The organism is Massilia sp. FBCC-B171 (assembly GCF_059134155.1).
In genome coordinates this window covers 5,023,480-5,047,823 of sequence record NZ_CP101443.1, presented here as the reverse complement: position 1 = coordinate 5,047,823, position 24,344 = coordinate 5,023,480, and the positions used below count along the sequence as shown (strand labels likewise).

The window sequence follows — 24,344 nt, the reverse complement described above, 5'->3', positions numbered from 1 at the left end:
GAGCAGGGTGGGGCTGTTGCCTGTGGCGGTAATGGTGTGCATGATCCGCGTGGGCACGGGGTGCCCGGTGAATCCGTCACGGAGGCCATTGGCCTCCGTGACCCCGTACGGGACACGCTACCTATCCGGGTTTCGTATGATCTCGCCGTTATCGGTGCCCGTAGGGTGGGCACCCCGTGCCCACGCGGATTCAAAACACCATTAACGTATCAGGCAACAGCCCCGCGAACAAACGGATTTACTTCTGCGGCCTCTGCTTCTGCCCATACTCACTTGCGCGGCAACGGTATCCCTTTATCAATCACCTCACGGCAATCGCCCTTGAAGCGCGCATTGTCGTAATCGGCCCAGCCATAACTGTCGACATAGCGTTTATGGCGTGTCAGTTGAGCGCTGGCGATGCTGCGCTCCAGGGTTTCGCCCGGATAGCGGATGTCGCCCAGGTCGACCAGGGTATGGAAGATGTTTTCGGTCGACAGAGGCGCGGCGCTGTGCGCGCGCAACTGGGCAACCTTGGCCGGGAAGCGCGCGCCATAGGCATCCGAATACCAGGCGAAGGCCGGCACGTGGAATTCGTGCTGGTTATTGTGGCCATGAAAAACCTGGCGGCAGGCGCCGTCGAACAGGGTCTGGCCGTGATCGGCCACGTACATCAGCGCTGCGGCCTGGCCGCCTGTTTTCAAACGCGTCACCAACTGGGCCAGGAACCAGTCCGTATACAGAATCGAATTGTCGTAGCTGTTGTTCAGTTGCGGCTTGATCGCGGTATCGGTCAGCACCGGCTTATGCACGCCCACCAGCGAGGGTTTCCACTGGTCGAAACGGGCCGGATAGCGGTGCGCGTAATTCCAGTGGCTGCCCAGCGTGTGCAGGACGATGAGTTTTTTCGGCGCCGGATCGCCCAGCGCGCGGGCGAAGGGCTTGAACAGCACTTCGTCGTAGTTCGAATTGTCGGTAAAGCCGCCCAGGTTCAAGAATTCGACCTGGTCCGCTTCCTTGGCGAATACCGAGACGGGGGTGTCGAATTTGCCGAACGAGATCTGGTTCGACAGCCAGAAGGTTTTGTAGCCTGCTTCCTTGAAGGCGGTGAGGAAGGATTTTTCGGTAAAGCCGTCCTTCAAACTCTGCATTGCCGGTTTGCGCGAAATAATCACGGGGATCGACAGGCGCGTGGCCGAGACCGAGGTGATCAGGTCTTTCATCGTCACCAGGTTCGCTTCCTGCATCAATAAAGGATTGGTCGGGCGCGCGTAGCCGTTCAGGCTCCAGCGGTCGAAGCGCGCCGATTCGCCGAGGACCATCACGATGACATCCGGCGCATTGGCCGGATCGGCCTGGGTCGCGTTAAAACGAAACGCGGCGCTGCGCTCGTGCAAATCGGCCAGATACACGCGCTCTTTATAGAAGTCGAGCCCGCGCGCCACCACACCGAAGGGCCAGGACTGGGCGAAGGATTTGATGTCGAAGGGGGGCTGCGCCCAGTGCGGCAGGCGCGGCAGGCTGGAAACGGGCACCAGCGGCTTGCTGCCGAGCGCCGCGAAACGCATTTTTGCTGCCGGGTCCGGCTTGGCCGGTGCGCCGGTGACGCCGACCTTCTGGCCATAGGCGAACAAGCCGGCGGCCGCCAGCACGATCCCCAATACCAAAAAACGCGAGCGGTCGTTCCAGTCGAGTTCGCGCGTCTTCAATGCGATCTTCCAGGTCGCCGCCCACCAGGCCACGACACCCACCATCACGCCCAGCATCAGCCAGGCGCGCGCCCCCAAAAATTCCATGGCCTCGAGCGGACTGGTTTCGGCCATGATCCCGAGGTGGTGGGTGGAGATGCCCTGGCCGTAATACAGATATAAGTACAGTTCCGCCGGCAGGGCGATGAAGGCCGGCAGCAGCAGCCAGTGGAAATACGCGGGACGCTTGAACAGGGCCCAGGCCGCGATCCAGGCGAACACGGCCATGCCGGCCAGCTGGGCCGGGCGGGCAAGGGGCAGGCCGAGCGCCAGCGGGAAGACGGGGACCACCGACAGCACCAGGTAAGTAAGCACGAGGACGAGGTGGGCCGGGCGCAGCAGAGTTTGCATCGAGAAAGGTGGGCGGAGGTAAGCCGGCCATTATCCGGCTTTTATTTCCTTTTACGCTAATTGTTGCAGAGCGAGCCCGGCTGGGCTCCTCGCCGTATGTGTCAGGACTACCACAGCAGTTCGCCTCTTCGGCGCCGGCGTTGCCCGTTAAATCAGCAAATTGGTTGACCTGGGATTGCGAGGAGTCTATACTCGCGAGTTCTCGATTTATTCTGCACAACGTATACGCATTCGCAGCCGCTCCTTCGGTGAGTGGCTTTCGGCGCCTGCGCTGTGGGACTTTCGGGACTAGGTTTCAGTCCCTGGGCAGGCTTGTCCGGGTTATCAACTGTAGTACTTTGTTGGATTAGGAACGATGCCAACCATCAATCAACTGATTCGCAAGCCGCGCGTTGCCGCGGTTGTGAAGAGCAAGTCGCCGGCACTGGAAAACTGCCCGCAAAAGCGCGGTGTCTGCACCCGTGTGTACACCACGACCCCAAAGAAGCCAAACTCGGCTCTGCGTAAGGTCGCCAAAGTTCGCCTGACCAACGGTTTCGAAGTCATTTCGTACATCGGCGGTGAAGGCCACAACCTGCAAGAGCACAGCGTTGTCCTGCTGCGCGGCGGTCGTGTCAAGGATTTGCCGGGTGTGCGTTACCACATGGTTCGCGGTGCACTGGATACCCAGGGCGTCAAAGACCGTAAGCAGGCTCGCTCGAAGTACGGCGCGAAGCGTGCCAAGGCTGCGAAGAAGTAATCATCTGCGGTCTCGGTCATACCGGGGTCACATTTAAACGTTAAGTTGAGCCGGCCGTCAGGCCGAGTAAGTGAGTGGTCATGATGGCCCTCGCGAGTGCTGAATCAGCACTCAACTGAAGATAAAGGAATTGAAATGCCACGTCGTCGTGAAGTACCCAAGCGCGAGATCCTGCCAGATCCAAAATTCGGCAACACGGATGTCGCCAAGTTCGTCAACGTTCTGATGCTGTCCGGCAAAAAGTCGGTCGCTGAAAACATCATCTACGGTGCGTTTGAACATATCCAGCAGAAATCGGGTAAGGACCCACTGGAAGTGTTCGCAGCCGCGATCAACAACGCCAAGCCGATGGTCGAGGTTAAGTCCCGCCGTGTCGGCGGTGCCAACTACCAGGTGCCAGTGGAAGTTCGTCCGGTTCGTCGTATGGCGCTGTCCATGCGTTGGTTGCGCGAAGCCGCAAACAAGCGCAGCGAAAAATCCATGCCACAACGCCTCGGCGGTGAACTGATGGAAGCGGCTGAAATGCGCGGTGGCGCCATGAAGCGTCGTGACGAAGTCCACCGTATGGCTGAAGCGAACAAGGCGTTCTCGCACTTCCGCTTCTAAGCAAAAAGTTGTAGTTGTTGTTCAGGCCGGGCACATTTTGATACCAAGATGCCGCCCGGTTTTGTCCATTAAAAGATTTAGGAAAAATTATGGCACGCAAGACCCCCATTGAGCGCTACCGCAATATCGGTATTTCCGCTCACATCGATGCTGGTAAGACCACCACCACCGAACGCGTCCTGTTCTACACGGGCGTGAACCACAAGATCGGCGAAGTGCACGACGGCGCCGCGACGATGGACTGGATGGAGCAGGAGCAGGAACGCGGCATTACCATTACCTCGGCAGCGACGACCTGCTTCTGGAAAGGTATGGCCAACAATTTCGAGCCGCACCACATCAACATCATCGACACCCCGGGCCACGTCGACTTCACCATTGAAGTCGAACGCTCGATGCGCGTGCTCGACGGCGCCTGCATGGTTTACTGTGCAGTCGGCGGCGTGCAGCCACAGTCGGAAACCGTGTGGCGTCAGGCTAACAAGTACAAAGTCCCACGTCTGGCATTCGTCAACAAGATGGACCGTACCGGTGCGAACTTCTTCAAGGTCTATGACCAGATGCGCGCTCGCCTGAAGGCAAACCCGATTCCTCTGCAGATCCCGATCGGCGCGGAAGAGAACTTCCTGGGCGTGGTCGACCTCGTCAAGATGAAGGCCATCTTCTGGGACGACGCGTCCCAGGGCATGAAGTTCGACTACCGCGACATCCCGGCCGAACTGGTTGATCAAGCCAACGAATGGCGCGAGAAGCTGGTCGAGACCGCTGCTGAAGCGAACGAAGAGCTGATGAACAAGTACCTGGAAGAAGGCGACCTCTCGGAAGAAGAGATCAAGGCCGCTCTGCGCCAGCGTACCATCGCGTCGGAAATCGTCCCGATGATGTGCGGCACCGCGTTCAAGAACAAGGGCGTGCAAGCCATGCTCGACGGCGTGATCGAATACCTGCCATCGCCAATCGACATCCCGCCAGTCGGCGGTACCGATGAGGACGACCAGCCGGTCACCCGCCGCGCAGCCGACGACGAGAAGTTCGCGGCGCTGGCATTCAAGATCATGACCGACCCGTTCGTCGGCCAGCTGATCTTCTTCCGCGTCTACTCGGGCACCATCAAGTCGGGCGACACCGTCTACAATCCGATCAAGAACAAGAAAGAACGTCTTGGCCGTATTCTGCAGATGCACGCGAACCAGCGTGAAGAGATCAAGGAAGTCCACGCCGGCGACATCGCCGCTGCGGTCGGCCTGAAAGATGCAACCACGGGCGAAACCCTGTGCGATCCAGCATCGATCATCACCCTGGAAAAGATGGTCTTCCCTGAGCCGGTCATTCAGCAGGCTGTCGAGCCGAAGACCAAGGCTGACCAGGAAAAGATGGGCCTGGCCCTGAACCGCCTGGCACAGGAAGATCCGTCGTTCCGCGTGCGTACCGATGAAGAATCGGGCCAGACCATCATTGGTGGTATGGGCGAGCTGCACCTGGAAATTATCGTCGACCGCATGAAGCGCGAATTCAGCGTCGAAGCGACCGTCGGCAAGCCACAGGTTGCCTACCGCGAAACCATCCGCAAGACGGTCACCGACGTCGAAGGCAAGTTCGTCAAGCAGTCGGGCGGTCGCGGCCAGTACGGCCACGCCGTGCTGACCATCGAGCCGCAAGAGCCGGGCAAGGGCTTTGAATTCGTCGACGCCATCAAGGGCGGCGTGATTCCTCGCGAATACATCCCTGCAGTCGAAAAGGGTGTGCGCGAAACCCTGACCAGCGGCGTGCTGGCTGGCTACCCGGTCGTTGACGTCAAAGTCACCGTGACCTTCGGTTCGTACCACGACGTCGACTCGAACGAGAACGCGTTCCGTATGGCCGGTTCGATGGCATTCAAGGACGGCTGCCGCAAAGCATCGCCAGTCATCCTCGAGCCGATGATGTCGGTCGAAGTGGAAACGCCGGAAGACTACGCCGGTAACGTGATGGGCGACCTGTCGTCGCGTCGCGGTATGGTGCAGGGCATGGACGAAATCCCAGGCGGCGGCGGCAAGATCATCAAAGCCGAAGTGCCACTGTCGGAAATGTTTGGTTACTCGACCTCGCTGCGTTCGGCGACCCAGGGCCGTGCAACCTACACGATGGAATTCAAGCACTACTCGGAAGCGCCTAAGCACGTGATCGACGCGATCGTCACCGCCAAGTCGAAGTAATTCAGTAATCAGTAATTGCGTTCTGGCGCGGACCTCACGGTCCGCGCCGACGCTTAAAAAACACAATAAATCGTTCTTTTAAAGGAAGATCAAAATGGCAAAAGGTAAATTCGAGCGGACCAAGCCGCACGTCAACGTCGGTACCATCGGACACGTTGACCACGGCAAGACCACGCTGACCGCAGCAATCGCAACCGTCCTGTCGAAGAAATTCGGCGGCGAAGCAAAAGCATACGACCAGATCGATGCAGCGCCGGAAGAGAAGGCACGCGGCATTACCATCAACACCGCGCACGTCGAGTACGAAACGGAAAACCGTCACTACGCGCACGTTGACTGCCCAGGCCACGCCGACTACATCAAGAACATGATTACCGGTGCTGCCCAGATGGACGGCGCGATCCTGGTGTGCTCGGCCGCCGACGGCCCAATGCCACAGACCCGCGAGCACATCCTGCTGGCGCGTCAGGTTGGCGTTCCATACATCATCGTGTTCCTGAACAAGTGCGACCTGGTCGACGACGCAGAACTGCTGGAACTGGTCGAAATGGAAGTGCGCGAGTTGTTGTCGAAGTACGAATTCCCAGGCGACGACCTGCCAATCATCAAGGGTTCGGCACGTATGGCCCTCGAAGGCAAGCCGGGCGAAATGGGCGAAGACTGCATCATCGCTCTGGCGCATGCACTCGACACCTACATCCCGACGCCAGAGCGCGCTGTGGACGGCGCCTTCCTGATGCCAGTGGAAGACGTGTTCTCGATCTCGGGCCGCGGCACCGTCGTTACCGGTCGCGTTGAGCGCGGTATCGTCAAGGTCGGCGAAGAAATCGAAATCATCGGCATCGTCGACACCGTCAAGACCACCTGCACCGGCGTGGAAATGTTCCGCAAGCTGCTGGACCAGGGTCAAGCTGGCGACAACGTCGGCCTGCTGCTGCGCGGCACCAAGCGTGAAGATGTCCAGCGTGGTCAGGTCCTGGCAAAGCCAGGTTCGATCAAGCCGCACAACCACTTCACCGGCGAGATCTACGTTCTGTCGAAAGATGAAGGCGGCCGTCACACGCCATTCTTCAACAACTACCGTCCGCAGTTCTATTTCCGTACCACCGACGTGACCGGCTCGATCGAGCTGCCAGCGGACAAGGAAATGGTCATGCCAGGCGATAACGTGTCGATCACCGTCAAGCTGATCAACCCGATCGCGATGGAAGAAGGCCTGCGCTTCGCTATCCGTGAAGGCGGTCGTACCGTCGGCGCCGGCGTTGTTGCCAAGATCCTGGCCTAATTAGCCAAGATCGCCGGCGGGACAGCGTTCCGCCGGCACAACAGAAGGGGGCAGAATTCCGGTTCTGCCCTCTCTGCGTAACGCGGATCGATGCTATACTCTCGCTCCTTTGCTGCACCGTAGTACCTGACAAATCATTGCCGGCCTCAAACCGGTTCGCTCTTTTCCAAGGAAATCGCATGTCCGCAAATCAAAAAATCCGTATCCGCCTGAAAGCGTTCGACTACAAGCTGATCGACCAGTCCGCACTGGAAATCGTCGACACCGCCAAGCGTACCGGCGCCGTCGTCAAGGGCCCAGTCCCACTGCCGACCCGCATCCAGCGTTTCGACGTGCTGCGTTCCCCACACGTGAACAAGACCTCGCGCGACCAGTTCGAAATCCGTACGCACCAGCGTCTGATGGACATCGTGGACCCAACCGACAAGACCGTTGACGCACTGATGAAGCTGGACCTGCCAGCTGGCGTCGACGTCGAAATCAAGCTGCAGTAATTTTTTCAGGCTGGCGCGGAGCAATCCGCGTGCCGAAATAAAATCGGGGCCGGGAGGGCCGCCAATTGGCGAACCTTCCCGGCCCCGGTTCCGTTTACGCTCTTTAATCCTTGCGGCCGGTCTTCCAGCAACCAACCGCTGGGGTCAGGTCTGACATTCGGACACGAGCTCAACCATCCTTGGCAAAACGATGGTTTTAATGATGAGGCCGTGTCCGATTGTCAGACCTGACCCCAGGTTTTTCATTTACGTTCGTTAATCCTTGCGGCCGGTCTTCCAGCGCAGCCCGAAGTTGTAGCGCCGGTCCATCATCTCGTGGGCGCTGGTCTGGCCCTGCTGTTCGAAATACTCGGTCATCTTGGTCACCTGCAGCTGGCCGCCCTGATTCTCGAGCATGGCGATCGCGCACATCATCTGGCTGCCGCCGCCATCGAGGCGCACTTCGATCGGCGCCTGGTTCGGCACCGCGATCGTGACCACGCCATCGGTGGCCGACCAGTTCGGCACACCCTCGTAAATAAACGTGAAGATGATCGCGCGCCGGATCTGCACCAACTGGTCGCCGTTGATGTACAGGTTCTCGCCGTTGTGCGAGGCGCCGGTACGGTCGTCGGCATCGAGCTTCATCCAGGGCGCGCCCTCGTATTCGCCCCAGGCATTGCCCAGCGCCTGCACCAGGCCCTTGCGGCCGTCGGCGAGTTCGAACATGCAGCCCAGGTCGAGGTCGATCCCGCCCGAGCGCCGGCGTCCACCCATTGCGCCGCCCATGGCACCGCTCATCGCGCCGCTCAGGCGTCCCAGCAGGCCGGTCTTTTCCGGGACCGGCGCCGGCGCAGGGGCCTGCGCCGTGCCCGAACGGTTCCAGTTCAGGTTGACGTGGATGCGGCCGAATCCGGCGCTGCCGCGCTTGTCGAGCGATACCTTGTCGCCGCGCTTTTCGAGCGTGACTTTCGACAGCGAGACTTTTGGTGTCGCCGGTGCGGGCGCAGACTGCGGAGTGGACGACGCCGACGGCGCCGCCTGCGTGCCGCCGAAGTGCTCGAGCAGCGCCGCCAGGCCGCCATTGAAACCCTGGCCGACGGCGCCGAAGCGCCACAGGCCGTCCCGCCGGTAGATCTCGGCCACGATTACCGCCTTCTCGTCGCCGAAGTCCGCGCCCGACCATGGGAAGCGCAGCGCGCTGCCGACGCTCAGGCTCGAAGCACCGAGCGCGCGCATGGTCTGGGCGCCGTCGATGGCGGCGACGAAGACGAGCTTGGCGATCGTGTTCGGCAGCGCATCGAGGTTGACGTTGAAGCGCGCGCCGCCCTGGCGCAGGTCCAGGCGCACGGCGTCGCCGGGGCTGGCCAGCTGGTTATAGAACACCATGTAGCGGTCGTCGGAGAGCTTGTCCTGCGCGTCGAGGCCGAAGCAGGACACGTCGAGCGACATGCCGGGCGCCTGGATGTCGAGGTCGACCGCGAAACTGCTGCCGACGCCCAGCTCGGCGAGCTTGCCCTTCTGGCCACGTGCGAATTGCGTCATCTGGTTTCCTTTTAAGGTTTCATCAGGGCGGCGCCATGGGCGCCGAACATATGCGATTGTGCGACCAGGCGCTCGGCCCAGGCGCGGTGGGTGGCCACTTCGCACATCGACTCGTGCATCTTGAAGACCGCCGGGCTGTTTTCGTCCAGGATCGCGTGCGCTACTGCCAGGTCGTGCGGCTTGACCTTGTAGTGCTCTTCGATCGGCAGGATCTGGCTCGGGTGGATCGCGGTCTTGCCGACCATGCCGTAGGCGATGTCTTCGACCACTTCCTGGTCCAGCAGTTCGGGCAGGTCGAGGTGTTCGAACACGGGCGCGGTGAGCATGAAGCCGTGCGGGCGGAAGATCGTCACCAGGCGCGCGATGACGGGCCCGAGCGGGGTGCGGTAGATCGTCATGCCGCGTGGACGGCGCAGGCCGAGCAGGGCCAGTAAATCGTTGCCGCCGATGCGCAGCGCCAGGATGCGGCTGCGTACGCCCGGGGATTGCAGCAGGTCGCGGAAGGCTTCCATCTCGCGCTCGCTGAACACGTCGGCCGTTTCCAGCGTCGGCATCAAGGCGTGGTCGGTGTCGCGCACCAGGCGGTAATAGGTTTCGAAATTGTGGCGCGTGGCTTTTGGGATCACGAAGCCGGTCAGTTTATGGGCGCCCGGCATGGCCAGCACGCGCGCCAGCACTTCGGGGCTACGCACGCGGACAAAACGCTCCGCCGGGATCTCCTCGAGCATGTTCTGCAGCACCACCGACAGGTTGAACAGCGCCCAGCCCAGGTCGCGGTCGGCCACCGAATCTTCGGTACACAGGATCAGCGAGCGGGCCTGCGGCAGTTTCTCGCCATTGGCAACCTGCAGCAGGTCTTTATGGGTTGTTGGCACGTACAGCGACGCGCCCATCGATTTATGCATCCGATGCACTCCTGATCAGCGATACAGCTTGGTAGGGCAATGCCGGGTCGATCTCGACCGGCACCTTCTTTTCTTCGGCCAGCAGGCGCAGGTGCGCCACGGCCGGATCATGCGGGTCGCGCAGCAGCAGCCTGCGCGGCACACGGCGCAGCAGCACGCGCGTGGCTTCGCCGATGCCGGGCTTGACCAGGTTGACGTCATTGATGCCGTAGCGGTGCATCGCGGCCTCGATATACGCGCGCGAACGTTCCGCGGCAGCGCACGTGTCCGCCGCCTGCACAGCGGCGCCGGTGTCGACCTGGGCCAGCGCCAGGCCTGCCAACAGGTCGACGAAGCTGCGCGAGCGGTCCTCGGCTGCAAACTGATCGTACAGCACGCAGCCGTGGAAATCATCGGGGCCGATGGCCTCGTTCAATACCGAACGGCTGATCAGGCCCGACACGGTCGCGTTCAGGATGCTCGACGGGATCAGGTAGTCCTCGCAGGAGGCGGCGCAGGCCGCGGCGCCGGCCAGGTCGGACAGGACGTACAGGCCGGCGTCGAGCGCCACGCCGGTATCGGCATTGAAGCGCGCGACCGACGCCGCCAGCTCGCGGGCGATCACGCCCTTGCCGGTCCAGCCGTCGACAAACACGATCGATTCCGGCGCGTGGCCTTGCGCCAGGATATGGCGCAGGGCATTGGCGTCGATGCCGCGGTCGCGCACGATCGAGACCGAATAATGCGTCGCTTCGCGAGCGTGCACCGTCTCCAGCAGGCGTTTGAGCACCACGCCGATGGGCGTGCCGCCGCGCGCCAGCGACACGAGCGTGACCGCGCTACTCCGGCGCGCCGCGATCAGGCTGGAGAGGCGCAGGCAGTCGCGCGCCATGCGCTCGCCGTTGACGCGGCAGGCCTCGTCGAACAGGGCCAGGTAGCGCGCCGAGGGCGCACGTTCAGGCGACAGCATTTCGCTGTAATGGCGCCGGCCCGACTGGATCAGCGCCTCCTTGTCCGCCACGTCGACGAAATCGGCCAGCGCCAGGCGCTTGAGCAGGAACCGGACATCCGCGTCCAGATAGCTGCCGGCGAAGCTCGAGGACAGAGTCAAAGCGTCTCCACCGTCAGTTTTGATAACTGGGTGCGGCGCGGGATGATCGCGTAGTCGCAGTCGGCCATGAAGCGCGCGTCGGAGCGGGAATCTCCCATGCCGAAGGTGACGATCTCGCCATGCTCGCGGCGAAGGCGCTGGGCGATCCAGGCGACCGCCTCGGCCTTGTCCAGCGTGCGCGGAAGAATCGCGAGATTGTTGCCGTTGCGGTGCACGCAGTAGTCGTTGCCGTCGTCGGCGAGCCAGGGCAGCACCACCTCGCGTTCGACGCGCTCCAGGTTCAGCGCGACCTTGTCCGGGTCTTTCACGACCACGAAGAAAGGCGTGCCGGCATCTTCCACCAGGCGTGGCCGCCCGCCGTAACCGGTTTGCGCGCACCAGTCTTCGATGTGTGCAGCGATCTCCTGCAAGCCGGGCAGGGCAATCTGCATGAGGTCATCCATGCGACCCTGCCAGTCCTGGTCGATGGCGCCATCCGGCTGCAGGATGATGCCGCCGAAGTTCAGGATCGCATAGCTGCTGAAGCCGAGGTTCACGCGTGAGAACGCGTCGAGGCTGCGCGCCGTCGTCGGGATCACCGTCATGCCTTCGCTGACCAGGGCGAAAAAGGCGCGCTGGGCGGGCGTAGTGTATGAACAGATGCTGCCATTGCTGTAGTAGGCGGCCGGCTCGAGCGCCTCGCGCACTGCGCATTTCTCGAGCGTCTGGAACAGGGTGTCGTCCAGGTCAGCGAACAGGAACTTCTTCAACATCGTCCTCGGTAAGGTAGTGGAACAGGCGCGCATTCAGCGAGCGCGCAAAGTCATGCAGGGCCGCGCCCGCAGGGGTTTCGTGGCAGACCAGCACGTGCTGGTACTGGCCGGGCGCGACGTTGTAGATGAAATTCGGGATGCCTTCGCCGTAGTTGTCCGGGAAGGTGAGGGCGTGCTGTACCGCGCCCCAGGTGAGAATGGGCGAACGGGTGGTCGACTGCACGACGACGTCCAGGCCGCGCGCTTCGAGGGCGGCGCCCAGCAGGGTCGAGGCGTGCATGAATTCGCCGGTGCCGAGTACCAGCACCTTGTCGCCCGGCGCGATTGTCGTGGCCAGCCGGTCGGCCAGCGCCTCGGGCCGGCGCAGTGCACGGGCCAGGCCCAGGCGCCCGAAGGCGGTACTCGCGCCGCGTTCGGCCTGGGCGTCGTAGCGCTGCGCCGGGGCGGCGTCGACTGGGCAATCGGCAGGCGTAAAACGGTAGGCGCCTTCGATCAGGGCGCCCATCGTCGTCGGCAGGCCGAAGCGCGCCGTCAAGGCCTTCGTGGCGGGGGCGCCCATGAAGTTGGCCAGCACCGCCAGGTGCACGCGCGCCAAGGCGGGATTGAAGCGCCGGCAGGCCTGGGTCAGGTTAACAAAAGTGTTGCCGGTACTGGCTTCGTCGTCGACCAGCACGATGGTGCGGGCGTTCCGCAGCAGCGCCTGTTCGTGTGCGTCCGCAGGCAGGTGCAGGAACTGGCGCGGCGCGTGGCTGTGCGCTTCCTCGAATTCGATGATGGGGCCCGTGCCGACGCGGTAGCGCGTGGTCTGCAGGTACAGCGCTTCCTGGCCGGGATGGGCGCGCAGCCAGGCTTCGAATACGCCCTGGCCGAGGCCCACGGCCGTTTCCGCCATGGCGATGAAGAGGACCGGGCCAGGGGCTTCGGGCACGCCGGCGGCGAGGCGGGCGTGAACCGCCAGCATGCCGCGTGGCCGCACCGGCCAGTGTTTGCCGAGCACCTTGCTCACAAAAAGGAAGCCGCGCTTGGCGTTCGCGCGCGCGGCAAAGCCGAGCAGCTCGTCGAGTTCATCGGCGCCTGCGTGCAGTTCGACTTCGAGCGCGCCCGTGGGCAGCTGTTTGGTAAAAGACAGCGGCAGGCTGTCGCCGCGCGCGTTCATGCCAGCTCCACGGCGCGCGCCACTTCCGCGACCCGGATGCCGTTGCGTACCGGCGCGATCTCGAGCCCTTCGTAGCCGTCGGCAAAGCCGCACAGGGCGATCCAGGGCAGGTTGGGGCCGGCCACGCAGGCCATGCCGATGCCGCCCGACATGCGCGGGTTAATCTCGAGCACACGCGGATGGCCGCCGGCTTCGCGGAACTGGACATTGAAGATGCCGTTCAGGCCATGCGTGCGGCATAGCTGGGCGGTCGCATCGAGGATGTCGGCGCGCTGGTCGATGCGCTGGCCGGCGCCGGCCTGGCTGGATTTGCGGCGCACCACGGCCGTCACCAGGCGCCCGTTGTCGCCCACGCAGTCGACGCTGTATTCGCGACCTTCCAGGTATTCCATCAGCAGCATGCTGCGAAAGGTGCCGAGTTTCGCCAGGCCGGCGCGGAAGTCGGCCAGCGAGACGTGGTATTCGGCGCCGGCCATCAGGAGTTCGGCGCTGTTGCGTTCTTCGTCGAGGACCGCAAAACCCAGGCCGTAGATCGAGTGCGAGGGTTTCACGCACAGTTTCGCGTGGCGCCGGCGCAGCGCGTCGTAGGCCGCTTCAAAACCGGCGGCGTCCTCGAAGTGGCGGAACTCGGCCACCGGCGCGCCGGGCAGGTCGGTCTCGGCGTAGAAGCGCGCCTTGTCGTGAATGAACAGCAGGGCCGCTTCCGAGCCCGCGCTCTGGACGCGCGTGCCGATCGCTTCGAAGCGCGCGTGGGCGCCGGCAATCGCGGTCGCTTCGCGTCCCGGGACGAAGATGTCGACCCGGTGCTGGCGGCAGAAGTCCACGCACCAGTCGATGTAGTCGTGCGAGGACAGGCCGGTCGGTTCGATCTGGAATTCGTGGGCCAGGCGGGCGGCCGGCGACTTCGGATTCGGATTGCTGTGGATGATCGTGAAACGCCGGGCGGTATCAGCCTGGCGGATCAGGTCGATCGCAGTGTTGACGGACGAGAAGCTACGGTTGAACCAGACGCGCATGAAGATTTTTCTGTTGCAGGGGTAAGAGGGTCCCGCCGGCGGGCGGCGGGACAAAGGACGGGTGTGCCGCCGCTCAGACGTTGACGCCGAACGAACGTGCGAGGGGGCCGAGGCCGCCGTTATAGCCCTGGCCGACGGCGCGGAACTTCCAGTCGGTGCCGGCGCGATATAGTTCGCCGAAGATCATGGCCGTTTCGGTCGAGCTGTCTTCGGACAGGTCGTAGCGCGCCAGCTCGGCGTTGCCGTTGGCGTTCAGGCAGCGGATGAAGGCCTTGCCGACCATGCCGAAGCTTTGGCGCCGGGTCTCCGCTTCGTGGATGGTGACGCAAAACGAGATCTTGTCGATGTCCGCCGGGACGCGTGCGAGGTCGACGGTGACGGTTTCGTCGTCGCCGTCGCCCTGGCCGGTGGTGTTGTCGCCGTTGTGAACGACCGAGCCGTCCGAGGACTTCAGGTTGTTATAGAAGATGAAGTCGTTATCGCCGCGCACCTTGGCATCGGACTTGAGCAGGAAGGCGGAGCCGTCGAGGTCGAAGGCGGCGCCATCGGTCGAGCGCGGATCCCAGCCCAGGCCGATGGTGACCTTGGTGAGATTCGGTGCTTCCTTGCTGAGGTTGACGTTGCCACCTTTTTGCAGACTGATTGCCATTGCAGCTCCTTTCGTGATTGAAACGGGTCGTGGGGCGCGGCGTGTGGCCGCGGCGAATGCGCTGGAGTGAATATAGCGCTAATTGACTAATTTTACACAGGTGGGCTTATGGAAGACTTAGGCTGGGGCTTGGGCAAGAGGGGCGAGGGGAGGTGGGGCTGTTGCCTGCACCGGTATCGGTGTGCATGATCCGCGTGGGCTCGGGGAGCCCACCCTACGGGAGGCGCCACGGACTGGCGGTCGCTGAACCCAGTCAGCGGCCTCATCCGTAGGGTGGGCATCCATGCCCACGCGGATCACGCGCACCGATAACCCAACAGGCAACAGCCCCACGCCCACCAGCACACCCAAACCAACTCAGCTATTGCAAACCTCCCGAACCCTTGGCATAATGCGGCTCCCCGGGCGGTTAGTTCAGTTGGTTAGAATACTTGGTCGACATCCAAGGGGTCGCAGGTTCGAATCCTGCACCGCCCACCAAAGACACACTTCAAATTATTCGCAGAATCCATCATGTGATTCTGTAGAGAAAAGGCGCACCAGTGCCTTTTCTGTGCTGGCCAGCCAGGCCAGATTCCTCTCTCTCCAAGACACTGCGATGAACTCGCAACAGGTATCGACATACCCCCGATTAACTTGTTGCGTCAAGCCCTTTTGCACGTTATACTAGCCGGCTTCGGTATGGACTCGTCGTTTCAGAGTCCGTACGTTTTAGTAGTTCAACTACCCCCGCCCAATCGTAGGTGGGAATGGAGAAAAAATGAGCTTGGGCCTTCTCGGTCGCAAGGTTGGCATGATGCGCATCTTCACGGATGACGGGGACTCGATCCCAGTTACCGTGCTCGACGTGTCGAACAACCGTGTCGCACAAATCAAAACTCCTGAAACTGACGGCTACGCCGCAGTCCAGGTCGCATTCGGTCAACGTCGCGCTTCCCGCGTGACCAAGGCAGTTGCGGGTCACCACGCAAAAGCAGGCGTCGAAGCTGGCACCATGCTGCGCGAATTCCGCGTTGACGCTGCCAAGGCAGCCGAACTGAAAACGGGCGACGCAGTCAATGTCTCGCTGTTCGAAGTGGGCCAGAAGATCGACGTGCAAGGCACCTCGATCGGTAAAGGCTACGCCGGTACCATCAAGCGTCACAACTTCGCATCGGGCCGTGCAACCCACGGTAACTCGCGTTCGCACAACGTTCCAGGCTCCATCGGTATGGCGCAGGATCCAGGCCGCGTGTTCCCAGGCAAGCGCATGACCGGTCACATGGGCGACGTCACCGTCACCACCCAGAACCTGGAAATCGCCCGCATCGACGCTGAGCGTCAACTGCTGCTGGTCAAGGGTGCAGTTCCTGGCGCGAAGAACGGTCAAGTGATCGTCAAGCCAGCCGTCAAAACCAAAGCACAGAAAGGAGCTTAATTATGGAACTTCAGCTCCTGAATGAGCAAGGTCAAGCCGGCGCCAACGTTGCAGCTACCGACGAAGTCTTCGGTCGCGAGTACAACGAAGCCCTGATTCACCAGGTCGTGGTCGCCTACGCTGCCAACGCACGTAGCGGTAACCGCAAGCAGAAAGACCGTGAAGAAGTCAGCCACACCACGAAGAAGCCATGGCGCCAAAAAGGTACCGGCCGCGCTCGTGCTGGTATGTCGTCGTCGCCACTGTGGCGCGGCGGTGGCCGTATCTTCCCGAACTCGCCTGACGAAAACTTCACCCACAAAGTGAACAAGAAGATGTTCCGTGCAGGTATCTGCTCGATCTTCTCGCAGCTGGCCCGTGAAGGCCGTCTGGTTGTTATCGAGAACCTGTCGATCGAAGCCCCAAAGACCAAGCTGCTGTCGCAAAAGCTGCAGGGCATGGGCCTGGAATCGGTCATGGTGATCACCGACACCATCGAAGAAAACCTGCTGCTGGCATCGCGTAACCTGCCGAACGTGCTGGTTGTCGAGCCGAAAGCAGCCGACCCGATGTCGCTGGTGTTCTACAAGAAAGTCCTGGTCACCAAAGCTGCACTGGCCAAGATCGAGGAGATGTACGCATGAGCACCGCAATCAAATTTAGCGAAGAGCGCCTGATGAAGGTGCTGATGGCTCCGGTCATTTCCGAGAAAGCTACCTTCGTCGCGGAAAAGAACGAGCAGATCGTCTTCAAGGTCTTGCCAGACGCGACCAAGCCGGAAATCAAGGCTGCCGTCGAACTGCTGTTCAAGGTCGAAGTGGAATCGGTGCAAACCGTGAACCGCGAAGGTAAACAAAAGCGTTCGGGCCGTTTCAACGGTCGTCGCAACCACACCAAGCGTGCTTTCGTGTGCCTGAAGCCAGGCCAGGAAATCAATTTTGTCGAGGAGGCTAAATAATGGCACTCGTTAAGATGAAGCCAACCTCCCCAGGCCGCCGCGGCATGGTGAAAGTTGTGACCGAAGGCCTGTACAAGGGCCGTCCGTTCGCAGCACTGGTTGAGAAGAAATCGAAGACTGCTGGCCGTAACAACAACGGTCACATCACCACCCGCCACATCGGCGGCGGTCACAAGCATCACTACCGTATGGTGGACTTCAAGCGCAACGACAAGGACGGCATTCCGGCCAAGGTCGAGCGTATTGAATACGATCCAAACCGTACCGCGCACATCGCTCTGCTGTGCTACGCGGATGGTCATCGTGCGTACATCATCGCCACCAAAGGCATGGCTGTCGGCGACAGCGTCATGAGCGGCTCGGAAGCGCCGATCAAGTCGGGTAACTGCCTGCCAATCCGTAACATCCCGGTCGGTACCGTGATGCACTGCGTCGAGATGCTGCCAGGTAAGGGTGCCCAGATGGCCCGTACCGCCGGCGCCGCCGTCGTGCTGATGGCCCGCGAAGGCACCTACGCCCAGGTCCGCCTGCGCTCGGGTGAAGTTCGTCGCGTGCACATCGAGTGCCGCGCTACCGTTGGCGAAGTCGGCAATGCCGAACACAGCCTGCGCAAGATCGGTAAGGCTGGCGCGATGCGCTGGCGCGGTGTTCGTCCTACCGTTCGCGGTGTGGTCATGAACCCGGTCGATCACCCGCACGGTGGTGGTGAAGGTAAAACCGCAGCTGGTCGTCATCCAGTGTCGCCTTGGGGCCAACAGACGAAGGGTAAGAAGACGCGTTCGAACAAGCGCACTTCTTCGATGATCGTTTCGCGCCGCGGCAAGAAATAAGGGATAACTAAATGACTCGTTCATTGAAAAAAGGGCCGTTCGTTGACGCCCACCTGGTGAAAAAAGTCGAAGCCGCGCAAGCGAACAAAGACAAAAAGCCAGTTAAAACCTGGTCGCGCCGCTCGACGATCACGCCTGACTTCATCGGTCTGACGATTGCAGTTCACAACGGCAAGCTGCACGTGCCGGTGTACGTCTCCGAGAACATGGTTGGCCACAAGCTCGGCGAATTCGCGCTGACCCGTACGTTCAAGGGCCACGCCGCTGACAAGAAGGCGAAAAAATAATGGAAACTAAAGCTATCCTCAAAGGCGTGCGCCTGTCGGAACAAAAAGGTCGCCTCGTTGCTGACCTGATCCGCGGCAAGAAAGTTGATGCAGCACTCAACATTCTGCAGTTCAGCCCGAAGAAAGGTGCCACCATCATCAAGAAGGTTCTCGAGTCGGCCATCGCCAACGCGGAACACAATGACGGTGCTGACATCGACGAGCTGAAGATCGTTCAGATCTACGTTGAAAAAGGCCCGATCCTCAAGCGCTTTACGGCACGTGCCAAAGGCCGCGGCGATCGCATCTCTAAACAATCCTGTCACATCTACGTGACTGTCGGTAACTAAGGAGTCACACGATGGGACAGAAGATTCACCCAACAGGCTTCCGCCTGTCCGTCACCCGTAACTGGGCGTCGCGCTGGTACGCCGGCAACGGCAACTTCGCTGAGATGCTCAACGAAGACTTGAAGGCCCGCGCTTACCTGAAGAAGAAGCTGAAGAACGCTTCGGTCGGCCGCATCGTCATCGAGCGTCCTGCCAAGAACGCGCGCTTCACCATCTACTCGTCGCGTCCAGGTGTCGTGATCGGTAAAAAAGGCGAAGACATCGAAGTGCTGAAGACGGCGCTGACGAAGATCATGGGCGTGCCTGTGCACGTCAATATCGAAGAGATCCGCAAGCCGGAAATCGATTCGCAGCTGATCGCCGATTCGATCTCGCAACAGCTCGAAAAGCGCATCATGTTCCGCCGCGCGATGAAGCGCGCCATGCAAAACGCCATGCGTCTGGGTGCCGTCGGCATCAAGATCATGTCGTCGGGCCGCCTGAACGGCATCGAAATCGCACGTACCGAATGGTACCGTGAAGGCCGTGTGCCTCTGCACACCCTGCGCGCCGATATCGACTACGGCACCAGCGAAGCATCGACCACGTACGGCATCATCGGCGTCAAGGTCTGGGTCTACAAGGGCGACCGTTCGGTCACCGGCGAAGCGCCAGTCATCGACACCCCGCCGGATGAGAAGAAGCCACGCGGCCCACGTCGCGACGACGGCAAGCCATCGCGCGGCCCACGTCCAGCCGGCGGCGCCCGTCCAGCCACTGCTGCACCAACCGTCCGTGCGCGTCCAGCCGTCAAGCTGGCGACCCCGGCCGCTGCTGCACCAGCTGAGAAAGCAGGAGAATAAGCATGCTGCAACCATCGCGCAGGAAGTATCGTAAAGAGCAGAAAGGCCGTAACACCGGCATTTCGCACACCCGCGGCACCGCGGTCTCGTTCGGTGAATTCGGTCTGAAGGCAGTTGCCCGCGGCCGTATCACTGCACGCCAGATCGAAGCTGCACGTCGCGCCATGACCCGTCACATCAAGCGTGGCGGTCGTATCTGGATCCGTATCTTCCCGGACAAGCCGATTTCGAACAAGCCGGCCGAAGTCCGTATGGGTAACGGTAAAGGTAATCCAGAATACTACGTCGCTGAAATCCAGCCAGGCAAAGTCCTGTACGAGATGGACGGCGTCGACGAAACACTGGCGCGCGAAGCATTCCGCCTGGCCGCTGCCAAACTGCCACTGGCTACCACGTTCGTCGTGCGCCAGGTCGGCCAATAACAGGAGTTGAATATGAAAGCAACGGAACTCCGCGGCAAGGACCAGGAAGCGCTGCAAAAGGAGCTGAGTGAGCTGCTGAAGGCCCAGTTTGGCCTTCGCATGCAAATCGCTACCCAGCAGCTGGGCAACACCGCGCAGCTCAAGAAAGTGCGTCGCGACATCGCGCGTGTGAAGACTGTGATGAACCAGAAGGAAGCCAAATGAACGACACCACTAAAACGGCGCTGAAGCGTACGCTGGTCGGCAAAGTCGTGTCCGACAAAATGGACAAGACGGTGACCGTACTGATCGAACGTCACGTGAAGCACCCGCTGTACGGCAAAATCATCGTGCGTTCGAACAAGTATCACGCGCACGACGAAACCAACCAGGCCAAGACCGGTGACACGGTCGAGATCGCGGAAGGTCGCCCGATTTCGAAGACGAAAGCTTGGACTGTGACGCGCGTTGTCACGGTTGCACAGGTACTGTAAGCACTAAAATTTGTCTTGCGTGGCCCGCTGGTATCTGAGATACTAGCGGGCTTCGTTCATGTGTTGCCGCAGTTTGTCCCCCTCGGTAAATGCGGCCTGTTCGAAGTAATTGGAAAGTCCAATCACCCAATCGTATTGCTCCAGCAGGGGCGGTGCGGCGGGACCAAGACTGACCGCAGGCCTACGGTTTTCCGTGGGATTTCTTCGGCTTAAGTTGGGAAAGAAAATACTATGATTCAAACTGAAAGCCGGCTCGAAGTGGCCGACAACACTGGTGCCAAAGAAGTTTTGTGCATCAAGGTGTTGGGCGGCTCCAAGCGCCGTTATGCGAGCATTGGCGACATCATCAAAGTAACCATCAAGGTTGCTGCGCCACGTGGCCGTGTCAAAAAAGGTGAAATTTATAACGCTGTGGTTGTGCGTACCGCTAAAGGTGTGCGCCGCCAAGACGGCTCCCTGGTGAAGTTCGACGGCAATGCCGCCGTGCTGCTCAACGCCAAGCTGGAACCGATCGGCACCCGTATCTTTGGACCAGTCACGCGCGAACTGCGCACTGAAAAGTTCATGAAGATCGTGTCCCTGGCACCTGAAGTTCTGTAAGGAGTCGTAATGGATAAGATTCGTAAAAACGACGAAGTCATCGTCTTGGCCGGTAAAGACAAGGGCAAGCGTGGCGTGGTTTCGCGTCGCGTCGACGCCGAGCACCTCATCGTCGATGGTGTGAACGTCGCCAAGAAGGCCGTCAAGCCTAACCCGATGACTGGCGTTCAAGGTGGTATCGTCGACAAGACGATGCCGATTCACGTCTCCAACGTCGCGCTGTTCAACGCCGCGACCGGCAAGGCTGACCGCGTAGGCTTCAAAGACCAGGACGGCAAGAAAGTCCGCGTCTACAAGTCTTCCGGCGAAGAAGTGAAGGTTTAAGATCATGGCCCGTCTACAATCGTTTTACAAAGAAAAAGTCGTCGCTGACCTGACCGAGAAATTCGGCTACAAGTCGGTGATGGAAGTGCCGCGCCTGACCAAGATCACCCTGAACATGGGTGTTGGTGAAGCGATCGCCGACAAGAAAGTGCTCGAGCACGCTGTCAGCGACCTGACCAAGATCGCCGGCCAGAAGCCAGTGACCACCAAGTCGCGCAAGGCAATCGCGGGTTTCAAGATTCGTGAAGGCTACCCGATCGGTACGATGGTCACCCTGCGTGGCAATCGCATGTACGAGTTCCTGGATCGTTTCATCACCGTGGCCCTGCCGCGCGTGCGTGACTTCCGTGGCGTGAACGGCAAATCGTTCGATGGTCGTGGCAACTACAACATCGGTGTCAAGGAACAGATCATCTTCCCTGAAATCGATTACGACAAGATCGACGCGCTGCGTGGCATGAACATCTCGATCACGACCACCGCTAAGACCGACGATGAAGCCAAAGCGCTGCTCGCCGCCTTCAAATTCCCGTTCAGGAACTAAGAGCAATGGCAAAACTTGCACTGATTAACCGCGAACAGAAGCGTGCAGACCTGGTGGAGAAATTCGCCGCAAAGCGTGCAGCTCTGAAAGCGATCATCAACGACCAGTCGAAGTCTGCAGAAGAGCAATACGAAGCACGCCTGGCCCTCCAGGCACTGCCGCGTAACTCGGCGCCGACCCGCCAGCGTAACCGCTGCGCAATCACCGGCCGTCCACGTGGCACGTTCCGTAAATTCGGCCTCGCCCGTACCAAACTCCGCGAATTCGCCATGAAGGGCGAAATTCCGGGTATGACCAAAGCCAGCTGGTAATAGGAGAATATGCAATGAGTATGAGCGATCCTATCGCCGATATGCTGACCCGCATTCGCAACGCACAAACTGTCCAAAAGACCACGGTCGCAATGCCGTCGTCGAAAGTCAAGGTTGCCATTGCCAACGTCCTCAAGGACGAGGGTTACATTGAAGATTTCGCCGTGTCCACCGAAGGTGGCAAGTCGGAACTGAAAATCGGTTTGAAGTATTACACCGGCCGTCCGGTTATCGAGCGCATCGAGCGCGTCTCCCGTCCTGGCCTGCGTGTCTACAAAGGCAAAGACGAGATCCCAACCGTCATGAACGGCCTGGGCGTGGCGATTGTCTCGACCCCGCAAGGCGTGATGACTGACCGCAAAGCCCGCGCCACTGGCGTCGGCGGCGAAGTCATTTGCTACGTAGCTTAAGGAGTAGACGATGTCTCGAGTAGCTAAGATGCCAATCGCAGTTCCAGCTGGCGCCGAAGTGGCGATCACTGCAGCAGCGATTACGGTAAAAGGCCCATTGGGCACCTTGACCCAGCCGTTGACCGGCCAGGTTAAAGTAGAAAACAACGACGGCACGCTGACCTTCGCCGTGGCAGACGATTCCCGTGAATCGAACGCCATGTCGGGTACCCTGCGTGCTCTGGTGAACAACATGGTGACCGGCGTGACCAAGGGCTTCGAGAAGAAGCTGAACTTGGTCGGCGTGGGCTACAAGGCAGCAGTGCAGGGCAACGCCCTGAACCTGTCCCTGGGCTTCTCGCACCCGGTGCTGCACGCGATGCCAGAAGGCATCACCGCAGTGACCCCAACCCCGACCGAGATCCTGATCAAGGGTATCGATCGTCAAAAGGTTGGTCAGGTTGCTGCAGAAGTGCGCGCTTACCGCTCCCCTGAGCCTTACAAGGGCAAGGGCGTCCGTTATTCGGACGAAGTGGTCAAGCTTAAAGAAACCAAGAAGAAATAATCGGAGCTGACGATGGACAAGAAAGAATCGCGTCTGCGTCGCGGACGCCAAACCCGCATCAAGATCGCGCAGCAAGGCGTGAACCGTTTGTCGGTTCACCGCACCAACCTGCACATCTATGCGAACCTGATCAGCCCGGATGCGAAGGTCCTGGTTTCGGCTTCGACGCTGGAAGCAGATGTGCGCGCCGAACTGGCAGGTCAAAGCGGCAAGGGCGGCAACGCCGCCGCTGCTGCCCTGGTTGGCAAGCGCGTCGCAGAGAAGGCATTGAAAGCAGGGATCACCGAAGTAGCGTTCGATCGCTCCGGTTTCCGTTACCACGGCCGTGTGAAGGCGCTGGCGGAAGCCGCGCGTGAAGCCGGTCTGAAGTTCTAAGGAAGAATCGTCATGGCAAAAATGCAAGCGAAAATGGCAAGCGACAAGCCGGATGATGGCATGCGCGAAAAAATGATCGCGATCAACCGCGTGACCAAAGTGGTCAAGGGTGGTCGTATCATGGGTTTTGCAGCGCTGACCGTTGTCGGTGACGGCGATGGCCGCATCGGCATGGGTAAAGGCAAGTCGAAGGAAGTTCCTGTCGGCGTGCAAAAGGCAATGGAAGAAGCCCGCCGCAACCTGATCAAGGTGCCCCTCAAGAACGGTACCCTGCACCACACCGTCACCGGTCGTCACGGCGCTTCGCGCGTCATGATGTCGCCAGCTAAGCCTGGTACCGGCGTCATCGCTGGTGGCGCAATGCGCGCTATCTTCGAAGTGATGGGCGTGACTGACGTGGTCGCTAAATCGACCGGTTCGTCGAACCCTTACAACCTGGTGCGCGCTACCCTCGACGGTCTGTCGAAGATGAGCACCGCGTCCGACATCGCCGCCAAGCGCGGCAAGTCGGTCGAAGAGATCATGGGCTAAGGTGAATACAATGGCAAACACCATCAAAGTACAACTGGTCAAGGGCCTGATCGGCACCCGTCAAGATCACCGCGCTACGGTGCGTGGTCTGGGTCTGCGCCGCGTCAACTCGGTTTCCGAGTTGCAGGACACCCCGTCGGTGCGTGGCATGATCAACAAAGTCTCGTACCTCGTTAAAGTAGTCGCGTAAGCCTTCGGGCTTACGTAACGGAGAAAACAATGGAATTGAATACCATTCAACCAGCTGACGGCGCCAAGCACTACAAGCGCCGCGTCGGCCGCGGTATCGGCTCCGGCCTGGGCAAGACCGCCGGTCGCGGTCACAAGGGTCAGAAGTCGCGTTCGGGCGGTTTCCACAAAGTCGGCTTCGAAGGCGGTCAGATGCCTCTGCAGCGCCGTCTGCCAAAGCGTGGCTTCAAGTCGCTGAACGCAACGTTCAAGGCTGAAGTGCGTCTGTCGGACCTGAACAACCTGGCCGTCGGCGATGTCGACATCCTGGTGCTCAAACAAGCAGGCATCCTGTCGGTGGTGGCGCGCGATGTGCGCGTGATCCTGTCGGGCGAGATCACCAAAGCGGTGAACCTCAAGGGCCTGAAGGCGACCGCGGGCGCGAAAGCGGCCATCGAAGCAGCTGGCGGTTCGGTCGCCTAAAGCGGCCGCTGCCTGATCGGAGCAAAAA

At 60.7% G+C, this 24,344-nt stretch carries 33 protein-coding genes and 1 tRNA gene; 26 read left to right on the top strand and 8 right to left on the bottom strand.

Annotated elements, in window-relative coordinates; translation table 11 throughout:
• Positions 1–269 precede the first annotated feature (269 nt).
• Positions 270–2,078 (bottom strand): phosphoethanolamine transferase, encoded by a 1,809-nt coding sequence (locus NMB41_RS22895; RefSeq protein ID WP_494380050.1) that lies wholly within the window; start codon positions 2,076–2,078, stop codon positions 270–272.
• A gap of 355 nt (positions 2,079–2,433) precedes the next feature.
• Between NMB41_RS22895 and rpsL the strand changes: the two genes are divergently transcribed.
• From rpsL to rpsJ, 5 genes are all read left to right on the top strand, one after another.
• Positions 2,434–2,817 carry a 30S ribosomal protein S12 gene (gene rpsL, locus NMB41_RS22890; protein WP_091877422.1) on the top strand — a complete coding sequence of 128 codons (384 nt, stop codon included), beginning with the start codon at positions 2,434–2,436 and terminating at the stop codon, positions 2,815–2,817.
• A 135-nt stretch (positions 2,818–2,952) separates the two neighbouring features.
• The gene (gene rpsG / locus NMB41_RS22885; protein WP_192052721.1) at positions 2,953–3,423 is read left to right on the top strand and encodes a 30S ribosomal protein S7; all 471 of its coding nucleotides are present in this window, start codon (positions 2,953–2,955) and stop codon (positions 3,421–3,423) included.
• Positions 3,424–3,512: 89 nt separating this feature from the next.
• Positions 3,513–5,618, top strand: coding sequence for an elongation factor G (fusA, locus tag NMB41_RS22880; RefSeq protein ID WP_494380049.1), 2,106 nt, complete (start codon positions 3,513–3,515; stop codon positions 5,616–5,618).
• Between the two features lie 94 nt (positions 5,619–5,712).
• Complete coding sequence (tuf, locus tag NMB41_RS22875; RefSeq protein ID WP_494380048.1) at positions 5,713–6,903, top strand: elongation factor Tu; 1,191 nt, start codon at positions 5,713–5,715, stop codon at positions 6,901–6,903.
• A 179-nt stretch (positions 6,904–7,082) separates the two neighbouring features.
• Positions 7,083–7,397 carry a 30S ribosomal protein S10 gene (rpsJ, locus tag NMB41_RS22870; protein WP_136219921.1) on the top strand — a complete coding sequence of 105 codons (315 nt, stop codon included), beginning with the start codon at positions 7,083–7,085 and terminating at the stop codon, positions 7,395–7,397.
• A gap of 255 nt (positions 7,398–7,652) precedes the next feature.
• Here rpsJ and NMB41_RS22865 read toward each other — a convergent pair whose 3' ends face one another.
• From NMB41_RS22865 to NMB41_RS22835, 7 genes are all read right to left on the bottom strand, one after another.
• Positions 7,653–8,921 carry a TerD family protein gene (locus tag NMB41_RS22865; protein WP_494380047.1) on the bottom strand — a complete coding sequence of 423 codons (1,269 nt, stop codon included), beginning with the start codon at positions 8,919–8,921 and terminating at the stop codon, positions 7,653–7,655.
• An 11-nt stretch (positions 8,922–8,932) separates the two neighbouring features.
• Positions 8,933–9,826, bottom strand: coding sequence for an HpcH/HpaI aldolase/citrate lyase family protein (locus NMB41_RS22860; protein ID WP_494380046.1), 894 nt, complete (start codon positions 9,824–9,826; stop codon positions 8,933–8,935).
• The gene (locus tag NMB41_RS22855) at positions 9,819–10,916 is read right to left on the bottom strand and encodes a cysteine protease StiP domain-containing protein (RefSeq protein ID WP_494380045.1); all 1,098 of its coding nucleotides are present in this window, start codon (positions 10,914–10,916) and stop codon (positions 9,819–9,821) included. The genes NMB41_RS22860 and NMB41_RS22855 overlap by 8 nt, the downstream gene beginning before the upstream one ends.
• Positions 10,913–11,668, bottom strand: a complete 756-nt coding sequence (locus NMB41_RS22850; protein WP_494380044.1) for an HAD family hydrolase — start codon at positions 11,666–11,668, stop codon at positions 10,913–10,915. The genes NMB41_RS22855 and NMB41_RS22850 overlap by 4 nt, the downstream gene beginning before the upstream one ends.
• Positions 11,643–12,824, bottom strand: a complete 1,182-nt coding sequence (locus NMB41_RS22845) for a phosphoribosyltransferase domain-containing protein (RefSeq protein WP_494380043.1) — start codon at positions 12,822–12,824, stop codon at positions 11,643–11,645. Before NMB41_RS22845 ends, NMB41_RS22850 begins: the two co-directional genes overlap by 26 nt.
• Entirely contained in the window at positions 12,821–13,840 is a 1,020-nt protein-coding gene (locus NMB41_RS22840; RefSeq protein ID WP_494380042.1) for an ATP-grasp domain-containing protein, read from the bottom strand. The genes NMB41_RS22845 and NMB41_RS22840 overlap by 4 nt, the downstream gene beginning before the upstream one ends.
• Positions 13,841–13,913: 73 nt before the next feature.
• Positions 13,914–14,489 carry a TerD family protein gene (locus tag NMB41_RS22835; RefSeq protein WP_494380041.1) on the bottom strand — a complete coding sequence of 192 codons (576 nt, stop codon included), beginning with the start codon at positions 14,487–14,489 and terminating at the stop codon, positions 13,914–13,916.
• Positions 14,490–14,892: 403 nt separating this feature from the next.
• Between NMB41_RS22835 and NMB41_RS22830 the strand changes: the two genes are divergently transcribed.
• The 21 genes from NMB41_RS22830 to rplO all read left to right on the top strand — a co-directional run bounded on the left by NMB41_RS22830 (position 14,893) and on the right by rplO (position 24,316).
• A tRNA-Val gene (locus NMB41_RS22830) sits at positions 14,893–14,969 on the top strand.
• Between the two features lie 280 nt (positions 14,970–15,249).
• Positions 15,250–15,906 carry a 50S ribosomal protein L3 gene (rplC, locus tag NMB41_RS22825; RefSeq protein WP_494380040.1) on the top strand — a complete coding sequence of 219 codons (657 nt, stop codon included), beginning with the start codon at positions 15,250–15,252 and terminating at the stop codon, positions 15,904–15,906.
• A gap of 2 nt (positions 15,907–15,908) precedes the next feature.
• Complete coding sequence (rplD, locus tag NMB41_RS22820; protein WP_494380039.1) at positions 15,909–16,529, top strand: 50S ribosomal protein L4; 621 nt, start codon at positions 15,909–15,911, stop codon at positions 16,527–16,529.
• Positions 16,526–16,843 (top strand): 50S ribosomal protein L23, encoded by a 318-nt coding sequence (gene rplW, locus NMB41_RS22815; RefSeq protein WP_182990702.1) that lies wholly within the window; start codon positions 16,526–16,528, stop codon positions 16,841–16,843. Before rplD ends, rplW begins: the two co-directional genes overlap by 4 nt.
• Positions 16,843–17,673, top strand: coding sequence for a 50S ribosomal protein L2 (gene rplB / locus NMB41_RS22810; RefSeq protein WP_494380038.1), 831 nt, complete (start codon positions 16,843–16,845; stop codon positions 17,671–17,673). Before rplW ends, rplB begins: the two co-directional genes overlap by 1 nt.
• Positions 17,674–17,684: 11 nt before the next feature.
• On the top strand, positions 17,685–17,960 hold the full coding sequence (gene rpsS, locus NMB41_RS22805; protein ID WP_056337578.1) for a 30S ribosomal protein S19: 276 nt from the start codon (positions 17,685–17,687) through the stop codon (positions 17,958–17,960).
• Positions 17,957–18,289 carry a 50S ribosomal protein L22 gene (gene rplV, locus NMB41_RS22800; RefSeq protein WP_183555278.1) on the top strand — a complete coding sequence of 111 codons (333 nt, stop codon included), beginning with the start codon at positions 17,957–17,959 and terminating at the stop codon, positions 18,287–18,289. Before rpsS ends, rplV begins: the two co-directional genes overlap by 4 nt.
• Before the next feature lie 11 nt (positions 18,290–18,300).
• Positions 18,301–19,131, top strand: a complete 831-nt coding sequence (gene rpsC / locus NMB41_RS22795) for a 30S ribosomal protein S3 (RefSeq protein WP_494380037.1) — start codon at positions 18,301–18,303, stop codon at positions 19,129–19,131.
• A 2-nt stretch (positions 19,132–19,133) separates the two neighbouring features.
• A complete protein-coding gene (rplP, locus tag NMB41_RS22790) occupies positions 19,134–19,553 on the top strand; it encodes a 50S ribosomal protein L16 (protein ID WP_145653055.1) in 420 nt (139 codons plus the stop codon).
• 12 nt (positions 19,554–19,565) lie between these two features.
• Positions 19,566–19,757, top strand: a complete 192-nt coding sequence (gene rpmC / locus NMB41_RS22785) for a 50S ribosomal protein L29 (RefSeq protein ID WP_379724242.1) — start codon at positions 19,566–19,568, stop codon at positions 19,755–19,757.
• Positions 19,754–20,026, top strand: coding sequence for a 30S ribosomal protein S17 (gene rpsQ, locus NMB41_RS22780; protein ID WP_435760633.1), 273 nt, complete (start codon positions 19,754–19,756; stop codon positions 20,024–20,026). Before rpmC ends, rpsQ begins: the two co-directional genes overlap by 4 nt.
• Positions 20,027–20,257: 231 nt before the next feature.
• Entirely contained in the window at positions 20,258–20,626 is a 369-nt protein-coding gene (gene rplN / locus NMB41_RS22775; RefSeq protein ID WP_182990707.1) for a 50S ribosomal protein L14, read from the top strand.
• A 9-nt stretch (positions 20,627–20,635) separates the two neighbouring features.
• Complete coding sequence (gene rplX / locus NMB41_RS22770) at positions 20,636–20,950, top strand: 50S ribosomal protein L24 (protein WP_494380036.1); 315 nt, start codon at positions 20,636–20,638, stop codon at positions 20,948–20,950.
• Between the two features lie 4 nt (positions 20,951–20,954).
• The gene (gene rplE, locus NMB41_RS22765; RefSeq protein ID WP_494380035.1) at positions 20,955–21,494 is read left to right on the top strand and encodes a 50S ribosomal protein L5; all 540 of its coding nucleotides are present in this window, start codon (positions 20,955–20,957) and stop codon (positions 21,492–21,494) included.
• 5 nt (positions 21,495–21,499) lie between these two features.
• Positions 21,500–21,805 carry a 30S ribosomal protein S14 gene (rpsN, locus tag NMB41_RS22760; protein ID WP_494380034.1) on the top strand — a complete coding sequence of 102 codons (306 nt, stop codon included), beginning with the start codon at positions 21,500–21,502 and terminating at the stop codon, positions 21,803–21,805.
• Between the two features lie 14 nt (positions 21,806–21,819).
• Positions 21,820–22,215 carry a 30S ribosomal protein S8 gene (gene rpsH, locus NMB41_RS22755; protein ID WP_192056827.1) on the top strand — a complete coding sequence of 132 codons (396 nt, stop codon included), beginning with the start codon at positions 21,820–21,822 and terminating at the stop codon, positions 22,213–22,215.
• Positions 22,216–22,225: 10 nt separating this feature from the next.
• Positions 22,226–22,759 carry a 50S ribosomal protein L6 gene (rplF, locus tag NMB41_RS22750; RefSeq protein ID WP_494380033.1) on the top strand — a complete coding sequence of 178 codons (534 nt, stop codon included), beginning with the start codon at positions 22,226–22,228 and terminating at the stop codon, positions 22,757–22,759.
• A 12-nt stretch (positions 22,760–22,771) separates the two neighbouring features.
• A complete protein-coding gene (rplR, locus tag NMB41_RS22745) occupies positions 22,772–23,134 on the top strand; it encodes a 50S ribosomal protein L18 (protein WP_136219940.1) in 363 nt (120 codons plus the stop codon).
• A 12-nt stretch (positions 23,135–23,146) separates the two neighbouring features.
• Positions 23,147–23,665 (top strand): 30S ribosomal protein S5, encoded by a 519-nt coding sequence (gene rpsE / locus NMB41_RS22740; RefSeq protein ID WP_494380032.1) that lies wholly within the window; start codon positions 23,147–23,149, stop codon positions 23,663–23,665.
• Between the two features lie 10 nt (positions 23,666–23,675).
• Positions 23,676–23,855 (top strand): 50S ribosomal protein L30, encoded by a 180-nt coding sequence (gene rpmD, locus NMB41_RS22735; RefSeq protein ID WP_073222594.1) that lies wholly within the window; start codon positions 23,676–23,678, stop codon positions 23,853–23,855.
• A 29-nt stretch (positions 23,856–23,884) separates the two neighbouring features.
• Positions 23,885–24,316, top strand: a complete 432-nt coding sequence (rplO, locus tag NMB41_RS22730; protein WP_137172335.1) for a 50S ribosomal protein L15 — start codon at positions 23,885–23,887, stop codon at positions 24,314–24,316.
• Positions 24,317–24,344 lie beyond the last annotated feature (28 nt).